19 protein-coding genes are annotated in these 24,099 nt (G+C 71.5%); 11 read left to right on the top strand and 8 right to left on the bottom strand.

The features are described from left to right. The first annotated feature begins 15 nt into the window (after window positions 1–15). From CCZ36_RS10825 to CCZ36_RS10840, 4 genes are all read left to right on the top strand, one after another. On the top strand, window positions 16–822 hold the full coding sequence (locus CCZ36_RS10825; protein WP_069739539.1) for a 2-amino-3,7-dideoxy-D-threo-hept-6-ulosonate synthase: 807 nt from the start codon (window positions 16–18) through the stop codon (window positions 820–822). After that, entirely contained in the window at window positions 819–1,928 is a 1,110-nt protein-coding gene (locus tag CCZ36_RS10830) for a 3-dehydroquinate synthase II family protein (protein WP_069739538.1), read from the top strand. The genes CCZ36_RS10825 and CCZ36_RS10830 overlap by 4 nt, the downstream gene beginning before the upstream one ends. 88 nt (window positions 1,929–2,016) lie before the next feature. Continuing rightward, on the top strand, window positions 2,017–3,438 hold the full coding sequence (locus CCZ36_RS10835; RefSeq protein WP_234427799.1) for a class I adenylate-forming enzyme family protein: 1,422 nt from the start codon (window positions 2,017–2,019) through the stop codon (window positions 3,436–3,438). Continuing rightward, a complete protein-coding gene (locus tag CCZ36_RS10840; protein ID WP_069742616.1) occupies window positions 3,435–4,142 on the top strand; it encodes a helix-turn-helix domain-containing protein in 708 nt (235 codons plus the stop codon). The genes CCZ36_RS10835 and CCZ36_RS10840 overlap by 4 nt, the downstream gene beginning before the upstream one ends. A gap of 1 nt (window position 4,143) precedes the next feature. Here CCZ36_RS10840 and CCZ36_RS10845 read toward each other — a convergent pair whose 3' ends face one another. Then, window positions 4,144–5,751, bottom strand: coding sequence for a 4-hydroxyphenylacetate 3-hydroxylase family protein (locus CCZ36_RS10845; protein WP_069738599.1), 1,608 nt, complete (start codon window positions 5,749–5,751; stop codon window positions 4,144–4,146). A gap of 62 nt (window positions 5,752–5,813) precedes the next feature. Continuing rightward, window positions 5,814–6,314, bottom strand: a complete 501-nt coding sequence (locus CCZ36_RS10850) for a flavin reductase family protein (RefSeq protein ID WP_234427800.1) — start codon at window positions 6,312–6,314, stop codon at window positions 5,814–5,816. A gap of 229 nt (window positions 6,315–6,543) precedes the next feature. Here CCZ36_RS10850 and CCZ36_RS10855 point away from each other — a divergent pair, with 229 nt between their 5' ends. Further along, window positions 6,544–7,188, top strand: a complete 645-nt coding sequence (locus CCZ36_RS10855; protein WP_010070852.1) for a class I SAM-dependent methyltransferase — start codon at window positions 6,544–6,546, stop codon at window positions 7,186–7,188. A gap of 69 nt (window positions 7,189–7,257) precedes the next feature. Here the strand turns inward: CCZ36_RS10855 and CCZ36_RS10860 are convergent, their stop codons facing one another. Continuing rightward, window positions 7,258–8,895 (bottom strand): FAD-binding oxidoreductase, encoded by a 1,638-nt coding sequence (locus tag CCZ36_RS10860; RefSeq protein WP_128819438.1) that lies wholly within the window; start codon window positions 8,893–8,895, stop codon window positions 7,258–7,260. A gap of 427 nt (window positions 8,896–9,322) precedes the next feature. On the opposite strand from CCZ36_RS10860, the gene CCZ36_RS10865 reads away from it, so the two are divergent. Further along, window positions 9,323–11,008, top strand: a complete 1,686-nt coding sequence (locus CCZ36_RS10865; RefSeq protein ID WP_107474834.1) for an FAD-binding oxidoreductase — start codon at window positions 9,323–9,325, stop codon at window positions 11,006–11,008. A gap of 72 nt (window positions 11,009–11,080) precedes the next feature. On the opposite strand, the gene CCZ36_RS10870 is transcribed toward CCZ36_RS10865, so the two are convergent. The 5 genes from CCZ36_RS10870 to CCZ36_RS10890 all read right to left on the bottom strand — a co-directional run bounded on the left by CCZ36_RS10870 (window position 11,081) and on the right by CCZ36_RS10890 (window position 16,433). Then, window positions 11,081–11,737 carry a cupin domain-containing protein gene (locus CCZ36_RS10870; RefSeq protein WP_069738597.1) on the bottom strand — a complete coding sequence of 219 codons (657 nt, stop codon included), beginning with the start codon at window positions 11,735–11,737 and terminating at the stop codon, window positions 11,081–11,083. A gap of 116 nt (window positions 11,738–11,853) precedes the next feature. Next, window positions 11,854–12,627: an SDR family oxidoreductase gene (locus CCZ36_RS10875; protein ID WP_069738596.1), complete on the bottom strand. Its 774-nt coding sequence runs from the start codon at window positions 12,625–12,627 to the stop codon at window positions 11,854–11,856. Window positions 12,628–12,786: 159 nt separating this feature from the next. Further along, window positions 12,787–13,593 carry an SDR family NAD(P)-dependent oxidoreductase gene (locus tag CCZ36_RS10880; protein WP_069738595.1) on the bottom strand — a complete coding sequence of 269 codons (807 nt, stop codon included), beginning with the start codon at window positions 13,591–13,593 and terminating at the stop codon, window positions 12,787–12,789. Window positions 13,594–13,700: 107 nt separating this feature from the next. Beyond that, window positions 13,701–14,579, bottom strand: coding sequence for an AfsR/SARP family transcriptional regulator (locus CCZ36_RS10885; RefSeq protein WP_234427802.1), 879 nt, complete (start codon window positions 14,577–14,579; stop codon window positions 13,701–13,703). Between the two features lie 174 nt (window positions 14,580–14,753). Continuing rightward, window positions 14,754–16,433 (bottom strand): FAD-dependent monooxygenase, encoded by a 1,680-nt coding sequence (locus CCZ36_RS10890; protein ID WP_069738593.1) that lies wholly within the window; start codon window positions 16,431–16,433, stop codon window positions 14,754–14,756. 314 nt (window positions 16,434–16,747) lie between these two features. Between CCZ36_RS10890 and CCZ36_RS10895 the strand changes: the two genes are divergently transcribed. The 5 genes from CCZ36_RS10895 to CCZ36_RS10915 all read left to right on the top strand — a co-directional run bounded on the left by CCZ36_RS10895 (window position 16,748) and on the right by CCZ36_RS10915 (window position 24,099). Next, on the top strand, window positions 16,748–18,472 hold the full coding sequence (locus CCZ36_RS10895) for a class I adenylate-forming enzyme family protein (protein ID WP_128817548.1): 1,725 nt from the start codon (window positions 16,748–16,750) through the stop codon (window positions 18,470–18,472). Between the two features lie 49 nt (window positions 18,473–18,521). Further along, a complete protein-coding gene (locus CCZ36_RS10900) occupies window positions 18,522–19,526 on the top strand; it encodes a methyltransferase (protein ID WP_128817549.1) in 1,005 nt (334 codons plus the stop codon). Between the two features lie 58 nt (window positions 19,527–19,584). Next, window positions 19,585–21,603: an FAD/NAD(P)-binding protein gene (locus CCZ36_RS10905; RefSeq protein ID WP_128817550.1), complete on the top strand. Its 2,019-nt coding sequence runs from the start codon at window positions 19,585–19,587 to the stop codon at window positions 21,601–21,603. Next, the gene (locus tag CCZ36_RS10910; protein WP_128817551.1) at window positions 21,600–23,024 is read left to right on the top strand and encodes a class-II fumarase/aspartase family protein; all 1,425 of its coding nucleotides are present in this window, start codon (window positions 21,600–21,602) and stop codon (window positions 23,022–23,024) included. Before CCZ36_RS10905 ends, CCZ36_RS10910 begins: the two co-directional genes overlap by 4 nt. Window positions 23,025–23,112: 88 nt before the next feature. Then, the gene (locus CCZ36_RS10915; protein ID WP_128817552.1) at window positions 23,113–24,099 is read left to right on the top strand and encodes a carbohydrate kinase family protein; all 987 of its coding nucleotides are present in this window, start codon (window positions 23,113–23,115) and stop codon (window positions 24,097–24,099) included.

A 24,099-nucleotide genomic window follows, 5' to 3' on the forward strand; every position in this document is an offset into this window, starting at 1 on the left:
TGTGTCATGTCAAGCATGCCGCTGAGTGGCAAGGCACTGCGCCTGGCACGACTGTCCAGGCGGGGTGACGGGCGCTATCTGTTCGTTCCCCTCGACCACTCCGTGTCCGACGGCCCCATCGCCAGCGGTGCGGGCTTCCGCGAGCTGGTCCGCAGCATCAGCGAGGGCGGCGCGGACGCGGTCGTCGTCCACAAGGGCCGGGCGCGGATGATCCCTCCGGGGCTGCTCACCCGCACCGCGCTCGTGGTGCATCTGAGCGCCAGTACCGCCCATGCCCCGGACGTCGACGCCAAGGTCCTGGTCGGCGATGTGGAGGACGCGGTGCGGATCGGCGCGGACGCGGTCAGTGTCCACGTCAACATCGGTTCGCCCACCGAGGCGGCCCAGCTCGCCGATCTCGGCGCCGTCGCCTCGGCGTGCGACCGGTGGGGCATGCCCCTGCTGGCGATGATCTACCCGCGCGGGCCGCGGGTGGAGGACCCCGGCCAACCGGAGCTGGTCTCGCACGTCACCGGCATCGCCGCCGACCTCGGCGCCGATCTCGTCAAAACGGTCCTCGCCTCGCCGACGTCCCGGATGTCGGAGGTCGTGGCGAACTCCCCGCTGCCGGTGCTGGTCGCCGGGGGCGGGGGCAGTGGTCGTCCCTTGCACCAGTTCGCGTCCTCGGCCCTGGCCGCGGGATGCAGCGGACTGGCTGTCGGGCGTCGGGTCTTCGCGGGCCCGTCCCCCCGGCAGACGGTCCGGGAGCTTGCCGAAATCGTCCATGGCCGGGTGCTCGCGACCGAGCCGACGCCGCCCTCACACATGGCAGGTGTGCTGTGAAATTCGCCTGGATCGACATCCGCAACGTCCGCGCCGAGCACCGGGAATCGGTGATCGACGCGGCCATCCACGCCCGGGTCGACGCCGTCGTCGACAGCGATGCCGCCACGCTGGCGACCTTGCCGAACACGGTCAAGCGGGTACTGGCCGGGGCCCCGCGCCCGGCCGATCAGCCCCTCGACGACGTGATCGTCCTGAACGAGATAGCCGACAGCGGCCGGCTGGGCGAGCTCCAGGCCCTCCACCGCAACGGCCAGAAGGACACCGCCGGTCTGGTCAACGTGGTCGACGACCCGTCCCTGACGCTGGCCTGCGACACGGCGATCGCGCTGCCCTACACCGTCGTGGAGTTCAAGGACCCGACGAAGATCCCGCTGGAGATCGTGATCGCGGCGGCCGACAGTTCGCCGGGCCAGCTGATCTGCCGGGCCGACGACCTCGAAGAGGCCCAGGTCATCGTCGACGTGCTGGAGAAGGGCTCGGAGGGGGTGCTCCTGTCGCCCCGGGACGCCAACGACGTCTTCGCCCTGGTGGAGATGCTCCAGGTGAAGACCCCGGCGCTCCAGCTGTCCACGCTGACCGTCGAATCCATCGAGCATCTCGGGCTCGGGGACCGGGTGTGCATCGACACCTGCACCCACTTCGAAAAGGACGAGGGAATGCTCATCGGCTCGTACGCCCACGGGTTCATCCTGTGCGTGAGCGAGACCCACCCCCTGCCGTACATGCCGACCCGCCCGTTCCGTATCAACGCGGGTGCGCTGCACAGCTATGTCTTCGGGCAGGACAACCGCACCAACTACCTCAGCGAGCTCAAGGCGGGCAGCGCCGTCCTCGCGGTCGGCGCCGACGGCCGCACCCGTCGCATCGTGGTGGGCCGCATCAAGCTGGAGTCCCGGCCGCTGCTGAGCATCAGGGCCCGTTCGGCGGAGGGGGTCGAGGTCAACCTCATCGTCCAGGACGACTGGCACGTGCGGGTGCTCGGCCCCGGTGCCGCCGTGCTCAACGTCACCGAGCTGAAACAGGGCGACCAGGTGCTGGGGCATGTCGCGACCGACAAGCGGCACGTCGGCTGGCCGGTCGGCGAGTTCTGCGTCGAGAAGTAGGACCGGGGTCCGGTCCGGGGCCGCCGCGCGGGCCGCCCGGGACCGGACACCGTCGCACGACGGACCGTCCGGCCCGTGGGAGGGGACCATGTCGCAACAGTCCTGGCCAGCTCCGCTGTCGTCGCTGGTGCGCCGCGCCCGGGGCCCGGTGTGGGTCCAGGCCGGGCGGCCCGGCTCCGAGGTCGACGCGACCGCGCTCCGGGCCCGGACGGACCGGCTGGCGCACACCTTTCGCTGTCACGGGATCGGGCCGGGCAGCACCGTCGCACTGCACGGCACACCCAGCTTCACCCAGTTGTGGTCGCTGTTCGCGCTCTGGTCGCTGGACGCCCAGGTGGTGCTGCTGGAGCCGCGATCGGGGCGGGCGGAGCGCGAGGCGCTGCTGGAGCTGTGCGCTCCTCAGTACGTCATCACCTTCGGCGAACTGTACGGGCGCGAAGACCTGTTCGTCGGTGAGTGCGAGGTGCTGGTACGCCGCAGGCGCACCGGCCGCCCGGCGCTCACCGGCCACTGCCTCGTGCAGTTCTCCTCCGGAACCACGGGGCGCCCCAAGGCCGTGGGCCGTACCGCGCGGTCGCTGCTGACCGAACTGGAGCGGCTGCGGTCCCTTTCCCGGATGCCCGGGGAAGGCGAGCGGGTCGCGGTGCTGGGGCCGGTGGCCCACTCCTTCTCCCTGGTCGCGGGGGTTCTGTACGCCCTCGACGCCGGCGCCACCGTGGCCTTCCCCACGGCGCAGACGCCGGGGGCGCTCGCCGACGCGGCCCGGGGGGCGCAGGTGGTGATGGGCGGCCCCCGGCATTTCGCGGCGCTGGCCCACGCGGACGAGCGGCTCACCCTGCCGGATCTACGGCTCGCCGTCTCCGGCGGGGACGTGCTGGACGCCGGGGACGCCGGGGCCTTCGCACGTCGCTACGGCGTGCTGGTGGGCCAGGGGTACGGGACGACGGAGACCGGCATGGTGTCCACGGATCTGTCCGGCGCGGCCGGGCCGGGGGCGATCGGCACACCCGTGCCCGGTGTCCGCGTCCGCCTCCTCGGTGGCGTCCTCGGCGTCCATCTCCCCGAGTCCCCCTATCTGTACGAGGATCTGCCGCCGCACGACGGCTGGCTGTCCACGCAGGACCTGGTGACCCGCGATCCGGCGACCGGCGTGCTGCACCTGCGCGGCCGGGTCGAGAGCCTCACGCCGGGCGGTGTCGACGCGCTGCGGATCGAGGCGGTGCTCCGGGCCCACCAGGACGTCACCGACGCGGTGGTGCTGGGGGCCGACCCTCCCCAGGCCCTGGTCGCGTGCGGGGACGGGCTGACGCGCACGGACCTGGCCGCCTGGTGCCACCGCTTCCTCGGCCCGTCCGGGGTCCCGCCGCGCTTCCACCTGGTGCCCGAACTCCCCCGCACGGCCGGCGGGAAGGTGCTGCGCGACCGCGAATGGCTGAACGGGCGCAGTTGGTTCAGCCGTCCTGCCGCGCGGCAGGACGGGCGGCGACAAGAGAGACGAGAGCGACGATGACAGGCGCCGTTGCGTACGGACGTGACGTCACCGGGACCGACGAGGCCGGCCCCAACAGGCTGCACGCCCTCGCGGTGACGCGGGCCTGCCGGCTGATGGAAGAGTCCGCGGCCCCGCCGAACCTCCAGGAACTGGCGCACTCGGCCGGGTACAGCCGGTTCCACTTCCACCGGATGTTCAAGACGTTCACCGGGGTGACCCCGCACGCGTACGTGTCGGTCGTGCGGGCCCGCCGGGTCCGTCATGAACTGACGCACGCCCCCACGGTGTCGGACGCCATCTACCGGTCGGGCTTCAACTCCAACGGGCACTTCTACTCCGCGTCCCCGGCGATCCTCGGCATGACGCCGCAGGAGTTCCGCTCGGGCGGTCGCGGGACCGTGATCCGGTACGCCTGCGCCCCGTCGTCGCTGGGGCCGGTGCTGGTCGCGGCGGCGGACAAGGGTGTGTGCGCGGTGCTGGCCGCCGCCGGGGCGCCGGGCCGGGAGGTCCTGGCCCGGCGGTTCCCGCTCGCCCGGCTGACGGTGGGCGACGCCGGGTTCGCCGCGCGGGTGCTCGCCGCGGTCCGCCGTGCGGAGCCGCCGCCGGCCGGCCGGGCCCTGCTGCCCGCGGATCTGCTGGAGGTGTGCCTGCACGAGCGGGTGCGCCGGGAGCTTTCGGGGCCCGGCGCGGCCGTCCGGGGCGCGGCGCCGGGCCCGTCCTGACTCAGCCGGAGCTGCCCAGGTTCCCGCGCACGCCCTTGAACTCCTCGAACGAGTCGAGGTCGGGGACGGTCCAGCCGTCCAGGTCGTACTCCTGGAGGCACTGCTCGGCGAAGCCCTTGTAGGCGGCCACCTGGCCGCTGGCCTCCTGCGCCTGGAGGATGTCGGTGCGCACCGCCTCGTGGTTGCCCGAGTAGTTGCGCTCGTACAGCTCGTGGCGGCCGCCGAACTCGGTGCCGACCGCGTCCCACAGCAGCTTCATGAGCTTGACGCGGCTCACCGCGTCGTGGCCGCCCGAGCCGCGTACGTACTTGTCCAGGTACGGGCGGATCTCGGGGTTCTTGAAGTCCTCGGCGCCGGAGGTGGTGTAGATCAGTCCGCTGGCGACGTCCTGCTGGATGATCTCCTTGATGCGGGGGTAGCCGATCGTCATGAACCAGCGGTAGGCCATGCCGTAGTCGAGGCGGGGCAGCAGTGCGCCGTTCTTCCATTCCTGGGGGTTGCGGGCGGCGGCGTCGCTCAGGGCCCAGAACATGTTCCGCCAGGCCAGCACCTCCCCGACCCGGGCCTGGACGCCCCGGAAGTCCTTGGTGCCGGTCATCTCGACCGCCTTGAGCAGCAGCCCGGCGATGAAGTCGATCTTCACGCCGAGGCGGATGGCGCCGTGGAAGGTGAGGCGCTCCAGGAAGCCGGACTGCGGCGCGAACCCGTTGACCCGGTCCACGTCCCCGTACAGGAAGACGTTCTCCCAGGGGATGAGGACCTTGTCCATGACGAAGATCGTGTCGTTCTCGTCGAACCTGCTGGAGAGCGGGTAGTCGAAGGGGGTGCCCATGACGCCGGCGGTCGCCGCGTACGACGGGCGGCAGATCAGCTTCAGTCCCGGCGCGTCCATGGGGACGGTCGCGACGAGCGCGAACTCCTTGTCCTTCAGCGGCAGTCCGTAGTGCGAGACGAAGTTGAAGTGCGTGATCGCCGATCCGGTGGCGACCACCTTGGCGCCGCTGACGATCAGCCCGTTGTCGGTCTCCTTCTCCACGTGGACGTAGACGTCCCTGACCTCTTCCGCGGGCCGGTTGCGGTCGACCGGCGGGTGGATGATCGCGTGGTTCCAGAAGAGGACCTTCTCCTGGGACTCGCGGTACCAGCGCCGGGCGTTCTCCTGGTAGGGCGCGTAGTAGTCGCTGTTGGCGCCCAGGGTGCCGAGGAACGCGGCCTTGTAGTCGGGGCTGCGGCCCATCCAGCCGTACGTCATCCTCGCCCACTCCGCGATCGCCTCGCGGTCCTCGACGAGGTCCTGGACGCTGCGGGGGGTGCGGAAGAACTTGTGGGTCCAGCCGTCGGAGCCGGTGTCGGTGGGGGCGGTGAGGACATCGCGCCGGGCCGGGTCGTGGAGGGCGTCGTAGAGCCGCGCGGTCATCAGCGCGGAGTTGCGGAAGGCGGGGTGGGACGTGACGTCCTTGACCCGGTCGCCGTAGAGGTGGATCTCCCGGCCGTCGCGCAGCGACTCCAGGTACTCGTCGCCGGTCAGCGGGCGCGTCACCCGGCGCGGGGAATCCGGGGCGCCGGCCGCTTTCGCCGCTTCTGCCGTCTCGCCCTGTTCAAGCGTCATGTCGGTGTCCTTTTCCGGTCGATGAGTCCCCGTCGGGGGCGGACGGTGAGGGAGGCCCGGCGTCAGCGGCGGGCGGATCCGAGATCGGCGGCCGACCGCAGCGCGTGGAAGGCGCCGCTGTGGAACACCAGGGGCTCGCCGCCCGGGGCGTCGAAGCTCAGCACCTCGCCGACGTACAGCAGATGGTCGCCGCCGTCGTAGGAGGCCCAGGGCCCGCAGGCGAAGTGCGCGACGGAGCCGGCCAGCCGCGGCGCGGGGCCGGTGTCCTGCCACTCGATGTCCTCGTGGGGCGCATCGCTCCTGCCCGCGAAGCGGAGCGCGAGGTCTCCCTGGTCCGCCGCGAGGACGTTCACCCCGAACGGCCCGCCGGTCAGGAGGGCGCTCAGCCTGGAGCGCCGGTCCAGGGACACCATGATCAGCGGCGGCCGGAGGGAGACGGAGGTGAACGAGCTGACGGTGGCACCGTGCACCGTTCCCAGGTCGCCGTGGAGGGTGGTGACGACGGTGACACCGGACGCGAACTGTCCCAGGCAGTCCCGGAAACTTCGCTCGCCTGCGCTCACGAGAATTCCTCCACATCGGGAATGCGAGTACATCGAAATGTGAGACACAAAGGAAATGCGCTGCACATTCCCCAGCGATACACGACCAGTGTCGCAGGGGCGTCTGAAGAATCAATCAAGGAAGTACCGCACCCCCTTTCACACTTGACAGGAATACATACCGCAGTTTAGATGACCGAACAGTAGAGGTATTTCGTCGAAGGGATCAGGTGTGAGAATCCAGGTCGATTTGAGCGATGCCATTCAGGACTATGTCGCCGATGTCTCCCTGCGTGAGCCCGACCTGCTGGCCGAACTGCGGGAGAAGACGTCCGAGCTGCCTCTGCATCTGATGCAGATATCGCCCGAGCAGGGTCAGTTCCTGTCGCTGCTGGTGAAGGCGATCGGGGCGAGGCGCACGCTGGAGGTCGGCGTCTTCACGGGCTACAGCCTGTTGTCGACGGCGCTGGCGCTGCCGGCGGACGGCTCCGTGGTGGCCCTGGATCTCGACGAGGGCTGGGCGGCGACGGCGCTGGAGTTCTGTGAGCGGGCCGGCGTGGCCGACAAGGTGGACTTCCGGCTCGGCGACGCGCGCGAGACCCTGGCGGACCTGTTGCGCGAGGAGGGCGCGCCGGGTTCGTTCGACTTCGTGTTCATCGACGCGGACAAGGAGGGCTATGCCGAGTACTACGAGGCGGCCCTGAAGCTGCTGCGCCCGGGCGGCCTGGTCGTGGTGGACAACGTGCTGTGGCACGGCGCGGTCATCGACCACGAGGTGCAGGACTCGGAGACGCGGGCACTGCGCGAGTTCAACGCCAAGCTGCACGACGACAAGCGCGTGGAGCTGAGCCTGCTGCCGTTCGCGGACGGTCTGACCTTCGCGTTGAAGCGCTGACACGGCCGTACCGGAGCCGCGGCCCTCGCCCGATTCCGCGGGCGAGGGCCGTGGTGGGTGCACGGCGGGTCAGGACGGCAGCTCGATCGACTGCCGGTGGCGGAAGACGTTCCTGGGGTCGTAGGCCTTCTTGATCCGCTGGAGCCTGGGGTAGTTGCCCTTGTAGTAGAGCTCGTGCCAGGGGACCGAGGACGTGTTGTGCCGGGGGTCGCTGAGGTCGACGTCCGGGTAGTTGACGTAGCAGCCGTCGGTGACCGCGTCGGGGACGGGGACGCCGCCCGTCTCGACGTACAGGTCCTCGTAGAACTCCCGGATCCAGCGTACGGACGCGGCCTCGTCCGCCGGGTCGGTCCACCAGATCATCCAGGCCATTTTGAACGCGGAGTCGCGGTGGGCGTAGGCGGTGGCGGTGGCGGGAACGGCGTTGGACTGGCCGCCGTGGGAGCTCAGCATCAGGGAGGCGGTCGGGTTGCCGAGGTCCTCGCGCGACAGGTGTTTGTAGAGCTTCTTGATATGCCGGGCCGGGAAAGAGGAACGCATGTAGGCGGACTTGAAGTCGCCTTTCAGGGTCGGGTTGTTGGTCGTCGCGTTCGCCGTTCCTATGTACTGGGTCGCCTGCATCCAGGGCAGGCGGCGCGGCTCGGCGAATTCCGGCATGGGCTTGAACTCGCCGATCGGGGTCACGGCCGGTCCGGTCCTGGCTCCGACACCCTTGGTCACTGCGGCCATGAAGTCCGCGTGCAGTTTTTCGGCCCGGGGGACGGAGGCGTCGACCTGCGTGACGATATTGACGGCCCCGTTGGAACGGTGGTTGAGCGAGAGAAGGCTGCATATGGCGGAATTGGGGTCGTCCGGCTCGCTGTGGGCCACGTGCCAGTCCGCGAAGTTCTTCACCAGCGTGACGAAGTCGGCTTCCGTCAGGTCCTTCCAGGCCCAGGCGGCGGCGCTGATCAGCACCTCGGCGGGCGGCTTGGGCAGGAGGCTCTCGGGGGTCCGGCCCGGCGCTCCGGGGCTGCGGAACCAGTAGCGGGTGACGATGCCGAAGTTGCCGCCGCCACCCCCGGTGTGCGCCCACCACAGATCGCGGTTCGGGTCGTTCTGCTCCCGGGTGGCCACGACGGTCCGCACCTTGCCGGAGGCGTCCACCACCACGACCTCCACCGCGTACAGGTGGTCGACGACCAGGCCGTGCTTGCGCAACAGCATGCCCCAGCCGCCGCCGCTGACGTGACCGCCGACACCGACGGAGTAGCAGGTGCCCGCCGGGATCGTGACCCCCCACGGCCGGTACAGCCGTTCGTACACATCCAGCAGACGTGCGCCGGCCTCGACGGAGAACGCGTGCATCCGGGGGTCGTACCCCACCGTCGCCATCTCCGACATGTCGACGATGACTTCGACGTCCGCGTTGAAGACGAAGTCCTCCCAGCAGTGGCCGCCGCCCCGGACCGTGATCCGCTTGCCCTTGTCCACCGCCAGCTGGACGACCTGGGCCACCTGCTCGGTCGTCTCGACCACATAGACGGCGTCCGGCGTGCCGACCCACCGCTGGTTCCAGCCGCGCACCAGGTCCGGGTAGCGCTTGTCGGCCGGAGTGACCGCCACGGCCGAGGCGGGCCGGGCGGCCGGGGCGGCGACCGCGACCGGTTCGGCGGCGGTCGCGGCGCCCGCGGTCGCCGCCCCTCCGACGACGGCGGCGCCCGCCACGCCCGCGCCGGCCGTCAGGAATCTGCGCCGTTCAAAACCGTCTGTATCACGCACTTTTCAAGCCCTTCCCACGCGTCGATGCGGACGATGCTAAGTGCCGTCCCAGGGCGGGGAACTCTCATTCTTGCGGTCTTTCGGCCGGCTCGGAGAAAGATGAACACGCTTGACAGGCCGAGGCCGCCTGGCTCTAATTATCGCCACGTCGGCCGAAACATGACGCGAGCCCGCCGGCCCCTCGACAAAACGTCCATGGGCACCGGCAATCCCCCCTCGCCGGAGGCGACTCCACCCTTGCGTATGCAATCGGGTGCCCGCCGACATCCCCCCTCAGAACCTTACGTTCCGCTCATTCCCGCGGAACCGCCGGGGACATCAGGGCGTCCCTGGAAACCAGCAATGTCTTTCGGCTTCGAGAAGGGTGAACACGATGAAGCGGTCAACGGGTCTCGGTCGGCGGAAGTTCCTCACAGGCACCACGGCCGGCCTGGGCGGGGCGGCATTACTCTCGGGCGGCGGCAGCGCTTTCGCCGCCACCGCGAAGCCCGGTCCGCGCGCGGCGAATCCGTCGATCGGCCCGGTCACGGTCACCCCGGGCGACCAGCAGTACCAGGATTCCGTCAGAGCGTTGAACGCCCGGTATGTCGCGCGCCCGGATTCGGTGCACTTCGTGGACGCCCCCGAGCAGATACCGGCCATCGTGGAGCGGGCCGTGAGAGAGGGGAAGCGGCTCAGCATACGCAGTGGCGGGCACTGCCTGGAGGACTTCGTCTACCACGCCGATGTCCGGGCCGTGATCGACGTCTCGCACATGAACGGCGTGTACTACGACCCCGCTCGCCGGGCCGTCGCGGTGGAGTCCGGCGCCACGCTGCTCGACCTGTACGAAACGCTCTACCAGGCCTGGGGCATCACCGTCCCCGGCGGAATCTGCTACTCCGTCGGGGTGGGCGGCCATGTCAGCGGCGGCGGCTGGGGCATGCTCGCCCGCAGGGACGGCCTGGTCGTCGACCACCTGTACGCGGTCGAGGTCGTGGTGGTCGACGCCTCGGGCCGGGCCAGAACGGTGCTGGCCACCCGGGAGAAGGACGACCCCCACCGGGAGCTCTGGTGGGCGCACACCGGGGGCGGCGGGGGCAACTTCGGTGTCATCACCCGCTACTTCTTCCGTTCCCCGGACGCCGTCGGCGACGACCCCCGCACGCTGCTGCCCAAGCCGCCGGCCGAGGTCCTGCTCAGCGCGGTCTCGTGGCCCTGGGCCAAGCTCAGCGGGAACGGGTTCGCACGGCTGGCCCAGAACTACGCCTCCTGGCATGTCGCCCACGGGGCGGCGGACGGTCCGCAGCGCTTCCTCACCAGCTTCCTGATCCTCAACCACCAGGCCAACGGCCAGATCGGCCTGGTCACCCAGGTCGACGCGGCCGCGCCCGGCGCGCAGAGGATGCTGGAGGAGTACCTCGCGTACATGGGCCGGGGCGTCAGCGTCGGGCGGGGCGCCCTCACCCGGCAGATGGGCGACATCGGCCCGATGCCGCAGTTCGCCGCCGCGCGCCGGCTGCCGTGGCTCCAGGCCACCCGCTTCGTGGGGACGACGAATCCGCTGCTCAACGACCCGACGTTGCGCGCCGAGTACAAGTCGGCCTACATGCGGGCCGAGTTCCCCCGGGCCCACCTCGACGCCATGTACAAGCACCTCACCCGGACCGACATCGCCAGCCCGAACCTGAACATCCAGCTGACGCCGTTCGGTGGCGCGGTCCGCAGGGTGGGCCACGACGCGACCGCGGCCGGGCACCGGGACGCCGCGTTCAAGATGCTCTGGTCGGCGCAGTGGAACGATACGGCGGACGACGCCAAGTACGTGGCGTGGACGCGGGAGAGCTATCAGGAGGTGTACGCGAGGACGGGCGGCGTGCCGGTGCCCGACGGCGTCACCGACGGCTGCTACGTGAACTATCCGGACGCCGATCTGAGCGATCCGCGGTACAACACGTCCGGTGTGCCCTGGCACGAGCTGTACTACAAGGACGCCTACCCGCGGTTGCAGCGGATCAAGAAGGTCTACGACCCCCGGAACGTCTTCCGGCACCGGCAGTCCGTCGAACTGCCGAACTAGACCGCGTATCGCATCCCTTGTCGTCGTGCCCGGCCCCGGTGCGCCGGGCCCGGGCACGACGGCGCGCGCAGGTCAGCGATGCCCCTGGGCCGGCTCGCCGCCGTGGAGGTGCGCCAGGACCTCGTCCGGCAGCTCCTCCAGCTCGGCCGTCTCGAAGGGGCGGCGCTCAAGATATTCGGGATTGCATCCCTGATAGCCGAGAAGCCGCGCGACGGGGGAAAGGACACCGTTGATCACCCGCTGCACCGGCCAGGGGCGGTCGGTGAACCGGAGCACGTCGGAGAACTCGCTCATGGTGACGGCGCTCTGGAGCATATTGGGCCGCCCCTCCTTGTTCGTCTTGCCGTCCTGGGCAAGACCGAAGAGCTGCCGGCATATCAACTGCTCGAAGCGGTCCGCCCGGTTGTTCAGCTCGACGACGACAAACGTCTCTTCGGTCTCGCTGTGGGCGAACCAGCGATGGACGGTGCCGGGAGGCACGAGAACACTCTGCCCGAGCTTGTCGAGAATGATGTCCCGGCCCGCGACGTGCACCCGCAATTCTCCCCGTACGAGAATGAAGCGCTCCGAGCTGTAGGGGTGCGTGTGATATCCGGCCGCAAATCCTCCGGGCTCGACATACATGTCCATCACGGCGCGTTCGCCCTTCGTACGGGCGGCCGGCGTCCGGATGACGAGTTTCTCCCGGCACAGCGGGTTGTAGTAGGCCTCGCCCGGGTGGACAGTCATGGCGTTCCTCCAGTGAATTCGGTTTTCCGAGCACTGACGTGGAGCCTGTTGTCACGCACTCCCCACAAAGAGGATTTCGCAGCCGCCCTCCCCTGGCACCGCCATTCTTTGCTCTTTCACATACGGGTTCCGCCACTGGCGTCGATGTGCTGACCCGTGATCCAGCGCCCGGCGTCGGAGGCGAGGAACGCCACCGCGTCGCCGATGTCCTCGGGCTCCCCGACCCGGCCGAACACGGACTTCGCCGCGGTCTCCTCCCACGCGTCCTTGTCGTGGCGCAGCCAGTCGGCGTTGGAGTCGGTGTCCACGTATCCGGGGGCGACCACATTGACCGTGATGCCCCGGGAGCCGAGCTCCTTGGCGAGGATGCGGCTGAAGCTGTCGAGCGCTCCCTTGGTCGCGCCGTAGGCGATGACCTCGGGCAGGCCCAGGCGGGTGACCGCCGAGGAGATGTTGATGACCCGTCCGCCGTCGCGGAGGCGGTCCAGCGCGTGCTGCACGATGAAGAACGGCGCGCGGATGTTCACGGCGACCATCCGGTCGAAGTCGGCGACGGTCGCGTCCTGGAAGTGGTCCCGCAGCGCCACCGCGGCGTTGTTCACCAGGATGTCCACCCCGGTGTCCCCGTCGTCGGAGAAGGCACGCCGCTGTACGTCGAACTCCGCCCAGAACCGCTCGGCGTCGCCCTCGTGGCCCAGCTCGGTGCCGAAGGCGAAGGCCTGGCCGCCCGCCTTGCCGATGGTCTCGACGACATCCTGCGCGGCCGTGGCGTTGGTCGCGTAGTGGACCGCGACCAGCGCGCCCCGGGCGGCCAGCCGCTCGGCGATTCCACGGCCGATGCTGCGGCTGCTCCCGGTGACGACAGCAGTCTTGCCCTTCAATGTCTCCATGAGAGGTCTCCGCTCAGGTCGATGAGAAGCCCAGGGCCGTGGAGCCCGGGACGGTGGGTCCGGCGCGGGACCGGAGGGCGCGGCAGAGCGTGGTGGGCCGCCGGCGTCACGCCGGGGGCCCACCACGCGGCACGTCCCACCGATCCCGCGCCGCCGGGATCAGACGCTCTTGAGGAACCCTCCGTCGACGGCGAAGTCGGCACCGGTCGTGCTCGCCGAGCGCGGCGAGGCGAGCAGGAGGATCGCGTCGGCGACCTCCTCCGGCGTGACGAGCCGCTTGGTGACCAGGTTCATCATCTCCGGCGCCACGTTCTCCATGACGTTGTCCCGGTCCGTTCCCGCCATCCCGGCGATCACGTCGGCCGCACCGCCCTCGTCGGTCCACCAGGCGGTGAGCACCGGGCCGGGCGAGACCGTGTTCACCCGGATTCCCTGGGGGCCGAACTCCTCGGACAGCACCTGGGTGAGGTTGGTCAGACCGGCCTTCGCCGCCCCGTACTCGGGGTTGGCGGGCGCGGGCTGACGGGCGAGGCCCGTCGAGACGTTGATGATCGAGCCCTCGCCCTGCTGGAGCATGTGCGGGATCGCGGCGCGGATCGCCCGGACGACGGCGAAGAGGTTGAACTCGAAGATCGCGCGCCATTCGGCGTCGTCGGCGTCGAAGAAGCCCGTACGGGGCAGCGTGATGCCGGGCGGCGGGCCGCCCGCGTTGTTCACCAGGATGTCGAGCCGGCCGAACTCCGCGATGGCGCGCTCGACCACCTGGCCGGGCGCTTCGGGGTCCATGAGGTCGACCGAGGCATGCACCAGGTTCGGGCCGGCCAGCTTCTCGAGCTCCGGGGTGATCTTGCGGGAGGCGGCCACCACGCGTGCCCCCTCCTCGATCAGGGAGCGGGTGACGGCCAGGCCGATGCCCTTGGACGCCCCGGTGACGACAGCGACACGGCCGGAAAGCTTCAGGTCCATGAATGTCCTTCTGGTGATGGGCTCTCGTCCGGGGGCCGGGCGGAGCCGTCTCTTGCACTCTCATAGGTCTGAACACCACGTCCCCCGAAGGGGTTGCACGACCGGACTCACCCGGGGAGCCCGGCCCCGCTCCACGTGGGTGCGGGCGGCTTTGCCGGTGAACAGGGGTCGACGAGGTCGAGCGAGAGCCGCCATCGCGGCATCGACGGCGCGTCGAGGCGCGGATGGGCGGCGAGGATGTCGGTGTTGAGCTGCTGCATACGGGCGGAGGGCGATGCGCCGTGCTCGTCGCGCAGCGCGTGCCGCAGGCGGTGGAAGACGGCCAGGGCGTCCACCCGGCGGCCCGACCGGTACAGCGCGAGCATCAGCTGGGCAGCGAGCGTCTCGTCGGCGGGGTGTTCCAGCGACAGGGAGCTCAGTTCGCCGATCAGCGTGTGATGGCGGCCCAGGTCCAGGTCGGCGGATATCCGTCTGCTGAGCGCGTCGAGCCGGTTGCGCTCGACGACCGCGATGGCCGCGTGGAGGAGCGGCCCGATGGGCACGTCGACCAGGATCTGACCGCGCCATCGCTGCTGTGCCGCGCGCAGCTCCCGGGCGCCGCGGCTCAGCGCGCCGCAGTCCAGGCTGTTCCGGGCGGCGCGGACCTCGTCCTCGTACACGTCCAGATCCAGTTCGCCCGGCTCGACCCGCAGGACGTAGCCCTGGTCGCGGGTGGTCAGCTGGCCCGGTCCCGCCGGACCGGGCGAGGCGCTGTTCGGCCGTCCGCCGAGAGTGCGGCGCAACTGCATGACATAGGTGTGCACAGCCGCGACGGCGCTGGAGGGCGGGCTGTACTCCCAGAGCTCCTCGACAAATTGCGACATGGACACGACATGATTGGCGTTCATCAGCAGCAGTGCCAGCATCTGGCGCTGCTTGGGGGCGCTGGGAGTCCGGTCGATTCCGTCGTCGACAACAGAGAGCGGGCCGAGCACACAGAAATCCATTGATCCTCGTATTCGTCGCGGCCGCCGGGAGATCATCCCGTAAGTGGTCGTAGCGAAAACCTCTGCGGTCGGTATGCGGAGGCCGTTCCGCCGTTTCTTCCGAGAATATTTCCGTGTTTCAACAAACGTGAGCGCGGCGCGGTCAGCCCGCTCCGGACCGGATTTCAGCGGAATTCACCAGAACGCTTCACGCCGGCCATGTCCCGTCACCCGGTCCAGCAGAGCTCCGGGGTCGGCGGGCGGCCGCGCGCCGCGCCACGCCACGTGTCCGTCGGGCCGGACGAGCACCAGCCCGGCCCCGTACAACTCGCGAGCCGCTCCGTCGGGAAGGTCCAGCCGGGTGAGCGGCACTCCGCGGTCCCGCGCGGCGCGGGCCAGGGCGCCGGAGTCCGCCACGCGGTCGCCCACCCGCAGCAGGGTGAAGCCGGTACCGAACCGGTCGAACAGCGAGCTGCCCGGGCCGTGTACGTCGTCGAGCCAGAGGTGCGGCGCCCGGCCGCCCGGTACGGCGGAGGGGGTGTACGAGACGAACGCGTCCGGGGGCGGGGCGCCGCCGCCCGCGTCGATGACCGGCGACCCGTCGTAGCGCGCGCCGAGCTGGACGCCCAGGGTGTCCAGGGTGCGCTGCCCGTACTCGGCGAGCGCCAGGCCGGTCTTCTCCCGGGCGGCCCGCCCCTCGGCCGAGTCGTCCTCCAGGGCGTCGGGCCGCTCGACCGCGCCGAGGCCGACGGCCAGCTCGCGGGCGGCGGCGGTGTTGCGCAGCGCGACCGGCCGGCGTTCCGCCTCGTAGGAGTCGAGCAGGCGTGGGCCCGCCCAGCCCTGTACGGCGGCGGCCAGCTTCCACGCGAGGTTGGCGGCGTCGTCGACGCCGGTGTTCATGCCGAAGCCGCCGTTGGGCGTGAACAGATGGGCGGCGTCGCCCGCCAGCAGGACCCGGCCGTCGGAGAACCGCTCGGCGACCAGGGCCGCCCCGGCCGTCCACGGGCGGTGGCCGAGCACCTCCACCGGCAGGTCGGCGCCCGCCGCCCGCCGCACGAGCCGCACCAGCTCCGGGGCGTCCACCGTGTCCGGGTCCACGGAGCTGGTCAGCAGGAAGAACTCGTCCACGCCATTGAGGGCGATCAGATTGAGCGCCAGTTCGCCGTTGAAGACCCAGTTGCTCCAGGCCGCGCGGTCCCCGAGGAACTCCCCGTACAGCGTGGGTACGCGCAGGTGCGCCGCGGTCGCCCGGCGGCCGAGGACATCCTGGTCGAGCGCTCCCTGCCCGCTGTACGAGATGCCGAGGCGGCGCCGGACGAAGCTACGGCCGCCGTCCGCACCGACCGCGTACCGGGCGTGCCAGGTACGCGGGCCCGCGGGGCCCTCGGCGCTCACCACGACCCGGTCCGCCCGCTGTTCGAGGCCGGTGACCGTGGTGCCGAAGCCGAGGGTGATGCGGGGACGGGTGCGGGCGTGGTCGAACAGCAGGCGCTCCACGTACATCTGGTTGGCCCGGTGCATCGGTTCCGGCACCTGGTCGGTGCGGGCCGCCGTCGCCGTCCGCGCCCGCACCTGCCCGGAGCCGGGCCACGGCAGCAGGCACAGGCTGTGGCCGCCGTACCGGGTGGAGAAGGAGATCCCGGCGTCGTGCCCGGCGGGAAGGCCCAGGGCCCGGACGCGGTCGGCGAGGCCCAGGGTCCGGTAGTGCTCCATGGTGCGGGCGTTGTGCGTGCTGCCCCGCGGTGTGTCCGGCACCGATTCCCCGGAGTTGAGCACCACCGACCCGACGCCGTACCGGTCGAGGAAGAGAGCGAGCAGGAGTCCGACGGGACCGCCCCCCACAATGACGATCGAGGTCGTCGACGATCGCTCCATCCGGCAATCCTCCAGCCGTAGTCCCGGTGCGTACGGCGAATGCGCCGTACGAATGCGTCCTTGCACGGTGGTTATGCTCAGGGCCTTTGCCCAACTGCCGTCGGACAGACTCCCAGCGGTGCCTGAAGGATGGAGCGAGATCGCCCGGCACCGGTGCTGCCGAATACCTGACGACCTGCGAAATCGCGTCCGTGGACCGAATCTTTAGAAGGATCTCACAGACTTCCCAGGGCCGGGGTGGCAATCGTCCACCGGGCACCCCGGAACACCGCCCTCCTTAATGCGGCTCTCCCTGCGGAGCGAGAGGTAGTTCTATGTTCCTCTTCGGTACACACCGGTCCCCGGCCCAGCGCCTGCGGCTCTTCGCCGACCGCGGGCTGGGCGCCGGGAACTTCTTCTGGCATGCCTGGAAGGTCGCGTCCGACCGCGACCGGCCGCTGCTTTTCCACCCCGACGTGACCTCCCCCTCCTGGCCGGAGGAGAAGCTGGAGGGCCTGTCCCTCAACGACATCCGCGTCGCCGCGATCCGGTACGCGAACTGGTACCGCGGGCAGGGGGTGACGGCCGGCAGCCACGTCGGCGTCATCACCGGGCACGGGCTGTTCGGACTGATCCACCACATCGCCCTCACCGGACTGGGCGCCGCGGCCGTGCACTGCAATCCACGGATGGAACCGGCCACCGCTGCCGAGTACTTCCTGCGCACAAAGTCACAACTCGTCGTCGGAGACACGGTGTTGCTGGACGCGTGCGCCGAGGCGTGGGCGGCGGCCGGAACGAGGGACACTCCCCGGCTCCAGGACATCCACGTCCTGGACACGACCGCCCGCTTCCCCGCGCGGCCGCTGCCCCGGTTCCCGCACCGGCACTCCGCCGACGACCTCGTGATGATCTCCCACTCGTCGGGCACCACCGGGCGGCCCAAGGCGCCGGTCTTCCACCACGGTTCGTTCTTCGTCGGCAAGCGCGAGCGGCTGTGGACCTTCCCGTCGCTGCGCTCCGACCGGCTGCTGACCGCCCTGCCGCACAGCCACTCGGCCGGCATCAGCTACCTGAGCATGGCGATCCTGCTCGGGATCCCCACCCTGATCCTGGACAACGCCGACGGCGAGAAGGTCGTCCGGGCCATCAACGCCTTCCACCCCAGCACCGTGCTCGGCTTCCCGCTGACGCTCGCCGAGATCGACCCCGACCGGATCCGCCCGGAGGCGGCCCAGCACATCCGGCTCTGGAACGGCATGGGCGACGCCTCGCACGAACGCCATGTCCGCCCGCTGGTCGCGCTGGGCAGCCGGGGCCGTGGGGCGAAGAGGACCGCGGGCTCCGTCTACCTGGACGGGCTCGGCTCCTCCGAGATGGGCATGGTCCTCTTCAAGCAGGCGTACACGGCGCAGACTTCGCGGTACGGGCGGCTGATCGGCACCCCGGCCCGGGTGGTGCGCGGCGCGGCCGTGCTGGACGCGTCGGGCCGCGAGGCGCCCGCCGGTCAGGCCGGCCGCCTGGGCGTCCGCACCCCCAGCGTCACGCCCGGCTACTGGGACGACCCCCGGCTGAACGAGGAATCGCTGGTCGACGGCTACTTCCTCACGGGTGACATCGTGCGCCGGGACACCGAGGGCCGCTGGTACCACCTGGACCGCACCCCCGACGTCATCAAGACCGCCGACGGCGAGGTCTACAGCCTTCCGCTGGAGGAGGTCGTCCTGCTGACCACCGGGGCGCTGGACGCGGCGGTGGTGGCCGTCGACGGCCCCGGCCCGTCGGACGCGTCGGTACCCGTCGCGGTCGTCTACCACGCCGACGACGTCGAGCGGGTGCCCGCGGATGTGCTGCGGGTCTGCAACGAGGCCCTCGACCGGGCCGGCCTGGCCCGGCTGCACGCACTGGTGCTGGCCGCCGGACGGGACGAGCTGCCGGTCGGGGTGACGGGCAAGGTCCTCAAGCGCCGGCTGCGCGAGAAGCACCGCCGGCTGCTCCACGAGCCGACCACCGGCGCCGTGGCCGTGGCCGCCCCCGACGGTTCCGCGCACACCGGCTGACCCCTCCGGCCGGCCCTTCACCGCCCCGTCCCACAGAAAGGCCCTCCCCATGGCCGACCGGAGCGCAGCCCGCCGGGTCGTCGACATCGTCACCGGCGCCTGGCAGTCCCAAGCCCTGTACGCGGCGGTGGCGTTGGGCCTCGCCGACCACATCGCCGCCGGACACCTCACCGACGAGAAGCTGGCGGCCGCGGCCGGAGCCGACGAGGACGCCATCACGCGGCTGATGCGGCTGCTGACGGCCATGGAGGTCTTCGGCGGCAACGGGCGCGACGGCTACCGCCCGACCGCCGTCAGCGAGTGCCTGCGCGAGGGCGCCGACCAGTCCATGAGCGACATGGTCCGCATCTACGGCGAGGAGTTCCACCGGGCCTGGGGGTCGGTGGTCCCCGCCGTCCGCAGCGGCACGTCCGGGTTCGCCCACGCCTTCGGGACCACGCTGCACGCGTACCTGCGCGACGAGCCGAGCGCCGGGCCGAAGTTCCAGCGGGCGATGAACGCGGGCAACGTGTTCTTCCCCGACGTCCTGGACGCCTTCGACTTCGGCGGGGTGAGGACCGTCGTGGACGTGGCCGGTGGCAGCGGATCGCTGCTGGCGACGGTGATGCGGGCCCACCCCGGGGTGCACGGCGTCCTCTTCGACCAGCCGCACATGCTGCCGATCGCCGCCCGGTACCTCGACGAGGCCGTCGGCCCCGGCCGCTACGCGACGCGGGGCGGCGACATCTTCCACGAGGTGCCGGGCGGCGCCGACGTCTATCTGCTCTCGCGGGTCCTCCAGGACTGGGACGACGAGCACTGTGTGCGGCTGCTGTCCACCGTCCGCCGGGCCATGCCCGACTCCTCGCGGCTGCTGATCGTCGAGCGGGTCATCCCCGAGGACGGATCGCACCTTCTGCCGCTGCTGTGGGACCTCCATCTGCTGATGGCGGCCGGCGGCCGCGAGCGGACCGGGCCGGGCTACGCGGCCGTACTCGGCGCGGCCGGGTTCCGGACGGAATCCGTGCACCCCCTCGCACTGGAGACCAGCCTCCTGGTCGCCGCCCCGGCCTAGGGGTGTCCGCCCGGCGGGCCGCTGGTGCGGCCCCTTCGAGACGTAACGGAGAATCCGGATGAGCAGCGGGTACCTCGCAGTCTGCATTGTCGGTGCCGGGCCCCGCGGCCTGGCCGTGCTGGAGCGGATCTGCGCCAACGAACGGCAGGCCGCCTCCCGCACGGCGGTGACCGTTCACGTCGTGGACCGGGCCAGACCCGGCCCGGGCCGGGTCTGGCGGACCGACCAGTCACCGCATCTGCTGATGAACACGGTGGCCTCGCAGGTCACCGCGCACACCGACGCCAGCGTGGCGATGGAGGGGCCGGTCCGGGCCGGGCCGAGTCTGTACGAGTGGGCCGTGTCCCTCGCGAAGAACGGAAGCCCACGGTCGACCGCGTCCGGCCGTGAGGACGGGTTCCTGGCCGAGGCGGCGTCCCTCGGCCCTGACTCGTATCCCAGCCGGGCGCTGTACGGCCGCTATCTGGAGGAGGCCTTCGACCGTACGGTGGCGACGGCCCCCGGCCACGTCCGCGTCGTGACGCACCGCTCCCTCGCCGTCGCGCTCGACGACAGCACGGACTCCGGGGCGCAGACGCTCACCCTCGCGGACGGCACCCGCATCACCGGCCTGGACGCCGTGGTGCTCGCCCAGGGCCATGTCCCGGCCGAGAACTCGCCGGCCGAGGAGCGCCTCGCCCGCGAATCGCGGGCGCGCGGCCTCGTCCACATCCTGCCGGCCAACCCCGCGGACGTGGACCTGTCCGCCGTCCGGCCCGGCGAAGCCGTGCTGCTGCGCGGTCTCGGGCTGAACTTCTTCGACCACATGGCACTCCTCACGCTCGGCCGGGGCGGCCGCTTCGAACGCTCCGGCGCCCGCCTGGTCTACCGGCCCTCGGGTCGTGAGCCGCGCCTGTACGCGGGTTCCCGACGCGGTGTCCCGTACCACGCGCGCGGCGAGAACGAGAAAGGCGCGCACGGCCGTCATCTGCCGGTGCTCCTCACCGAGGAGGCGATCGCCCGACTGCACCGGCGCGCCGTGGACGGTGAGCGCCTGTACTTCGGCACCGACCTGTGGCCGTTGATCGCGAAGGAGGTGGAGAGCGTGTATTACGCCGCTCTGCTGCGTGCGCGGGACGAGCGGCCGGGGGTCCGGTCCGGGGACCGGTCGGGGGCCGAGGAGTTCGCCGCCCGTTATCTGGCGGCGCCCCCGGGCCGGGCCGAACAGGATCTGCTCGACGCGTACGCCGTCGCTCCCGCCGATCGCTGGGACTGGGAGAGGATCTCCCGGCCTTACGGCGACCGGGTGTTCGCGGGCCGGGACGACTTCCGCGACTGGCTGCTCGGGCATCTGGCCCGGGATGTCGCCGAGGCCCGTGCGGGCAATGTGAGCGGGCCGCTGAAGGCCGCGCTGGACGTGTTGCGGGACCTGCGCAACGAGATTCGGATCGCGGTGGACCACGGCCGCGTCGAGGGCAACTCCTACCGCGACGAACTCCAGGGCTGGTACACGCCGCTCAACGCGTTCCTGTCGATCGGGCCGCCCCTCTCGCGCATCGAGGAGATGATCGCGCTGCTGGAGGCCGGGGTCCTGGACGTCCTGGGGCCCGGGATGAGCGTGGTCATCGAGAGCGGGAGCCCGGATTCCGGAGGCGGGGCGTCCTTCGTGGCGGCCTCCGACCGGGTGGGCGGACCGCCGGTGCGGGCCGCCGTGCTGATCGAGGCCCGGCTGCCCGAGCCGGACGTGCGGCGCACCCGTGACCCGCTGCTGGCCTATCTGCTGGCCACCGGTCAGGCGAGCCCCTACCGCATCGACGGCGCCTGCGGCACGCGTTACGAGACGGGCGGTCTGGCCGTCACCGAGCGGCCCTACCGGGTGGTGGACGCCGAGGGACGCGCCCATCCGCGCCGGTTCGCGTACGGCGTGCCCACCGAGGCCGTCCACTGGGTGACCGCGGCGGGCATCCGGCCGGGCGTCAACTCGGCGATCCTGGGGGACGCGGACGCCCTGGCCCGGACGGTGCTCCGCCAGGAGCCGGCGGGCGGCGCGGCGGACGAACCGGCCCAGGACAGCGACTTCTCGCAGGCGCTGGCATGACGGCGGCCGAGCCGGGGCCGGACGCCGGACTGCTCGCTCCGGTGTGCGCGGGCACCCCCGTCGAGGCGGCCGTCGACGACCGGGCGTGGCTCCAGGCCATGCTGGACGCCGAAGCGGCCCTGGCCCGCGCGCAGTCGACGCTGGGCACCGTGCCGCCCGGCGCGGCGTCCGCCATCACCGAGGCGGCGCGCGCCGAACTCTTCGACGTACGGGCGCTGGCGCTGGCCGCGCGGGAGACGGCGAACCCCGTCGTGCCGCTGGTGCGCGAGCTGACCCGGCTGGTGGCGCTGAGCGACCCGGCCGCCGCCGAGTACGTGCACCGCGGCTCGACGAGCCAGGACGTCTTCGACACCGGTGCGATGCTGGTGTCCGCCCGGGTGGCACGACTGCTTCTGGCCGATCTGCGGCGCACCGCCGACGCGCTGTACGCCCTGGCCGCCGCGCACCGGGACACGCCGATGGCCGGCCGGACCCTGGCGCTGCACGCGGTGCCGACCACGTTCGGCCTCAAGGCGGCCGGCTGGCGCGATCTGGTGCTCGACGCGGCCGACCGCGTGGCCGGGGTGCTGGCGGGCGGGCTGCCCGTGTCGCTCGGCGGCGCGGCGGGCACCCTGGCCGGCTATCTGGAGTACGCGGCGATCGCGGCGTCGGGCGGCACACCCGCCGGGCTCGATCGCGGCGCGTATCTCGACGCCCTGAACGGCGCGTTCGCGGCGGAGACCGGCCTGGCGCGGCAGAGGACGCCGTGGCACTCCCTGCGTACGCCGGTCGCGGACCTGGCCGCCGCGCTCGCCTTCACCACGGGCGCGCTCGGGAAGATCGCCGTCGATGTGCAGTCGATGGTCCGCACCGAGGTCGACGAGGTGGCCGAACCGGCCGTCGCGGGCCGCGGCCGCTCGTCGGCCATGCCGCACAAACGTAATCCGGTTCTCGCCACTCTGATCCGCAGCGCGGCGCTCCAGGTTCCGTCGCTCACGGCCGGACTGACCCAGTGCATGCTCGCCGAGGACGAGCGCTCGGCGGGTGTCTGGCACGCGGAGTGGCCGCTGCTGCGCGCCTGCCTGCGGCTGGCCGGCGGCGCGGCCCACACCGCCGTCGAACTCGCCGAAGGGCTCGTGGTCAGGCCGGAACGCATGCGCGGCAACCTGCGGGTGACCGGGAGCCAGATGGCCTCCGAACGGGTCGCCGCCGCGCTGGCGTCGGGGCTGGGACGAGGCCGGGCCCAGGAGCTGCTGGCCGAGGCCTCCGCGACCGCCCGGCACACCGGCCGCCCGCTGGCGGAGGTGCTCGCCGCGCTTCCCGGGGTGGCCGCGTGCCTGGACCCCCGGGAGCTGTCGGTCCTGCTGGATCCGCTCGGCTACACCGGGGCGGCCGGCCCGTTGGTCGACCGGGCGCTGGAGCGTCCCGCCCGTCCGGCCTGACCGGCGGGGCGCCCGGCGGCCCGCAAGCCCTTTCCCCTTCCGATCCCTTCCCGACGCACCGCATCGCCAGGTCCAAGGAGAAGCCGCCGTGCGCATCGCCGTGACCGGTTCCATCGCCACCGACCATCTGATGGTCTTCCCCGGGCGCTTCGCCGATCAGCTGATCACCGAGCGGCCCGCCCGGCTCTCGCTGTCCTTCGCCGCCGACTCGCTGGAGATCCGCCGGGGCGGTTCCGCCGCCAACATCGCCGTCGCTCTCGGCCGGCTGGGCCTGGGCCCGGTGCTGGCCGGTGCGGTCGGCGCGGACTTCGCCGGCTACCGGGCCTGGCTGCATGACAACGGCGTGGACACCGAACTGGTACGGGTCAGCGAATCGCTCCACACCGCGCGCTTCGTGTGCACCACGGACGCCGACCAGAACCAGATCGCCGCGTTCTACTCCGGTGCGATGGCGGAGGCCCGGGAGATCACCCTCGCCTCGACGGCGCGCCGGGTCGGCGGCATCGACCTGGTGGTGATCGCGCCCAACGACCCCGAGGCGATGCGCCGCCACACCGACGAGTGCCGCCGGCTGGGACTCGGCTTCGCCGCCGACCCCTCCCAGCAACTCGCCCGCCTGGACGGGAAGGAGACCCGCCGGCTCGTGGACGGGGCGCGCTTCCTCTTCACCAACGAGTACGAGGCCGCCCTGCTCCTGCAGCGGAGCGGCTGGTCCCGCGGCGACGTCCTCGCCCGGGTCGGCACCTGGATCACCACCCGGGGCGCGGACGGCGCCACCGTGGCGCGCACCGACGGGCCGACCTTGCGGATCCCCGCCGTCCCCACCGAGAGGCCGGCCGACCCGACCGGGGTGGGCGCCGCCTTCCGCGCCGGGTTCCTCGCGGGCGTGGGCTGGCGCTGGCCGTACGAGCGCGCCGCCCAGTTCGGCTGCGCGATGGCCACCACGGTGCTCGAATCGGTGGGGCCGCAGGAGTACACGCTTTCCCTGGCCGTCCTCGTCCGCGGGATCAAAGAGGCATACGGGCCGACAGCCGCGTCGGAGATCGAAGAGCGGCTGGCCTGCGTGCGCGCATGA

It is taken from the genome of Streptomyces sp. S063, assembly GCF_002832675.1.
In the GTDB taxonomy this organism is placed as follows: domain Bacteria; phylum Actinomycetota; class Actinomycetes; order Streptomycetales; family Streptomycetaceae; genus Streptomyces; species Streptomyces sindenensis.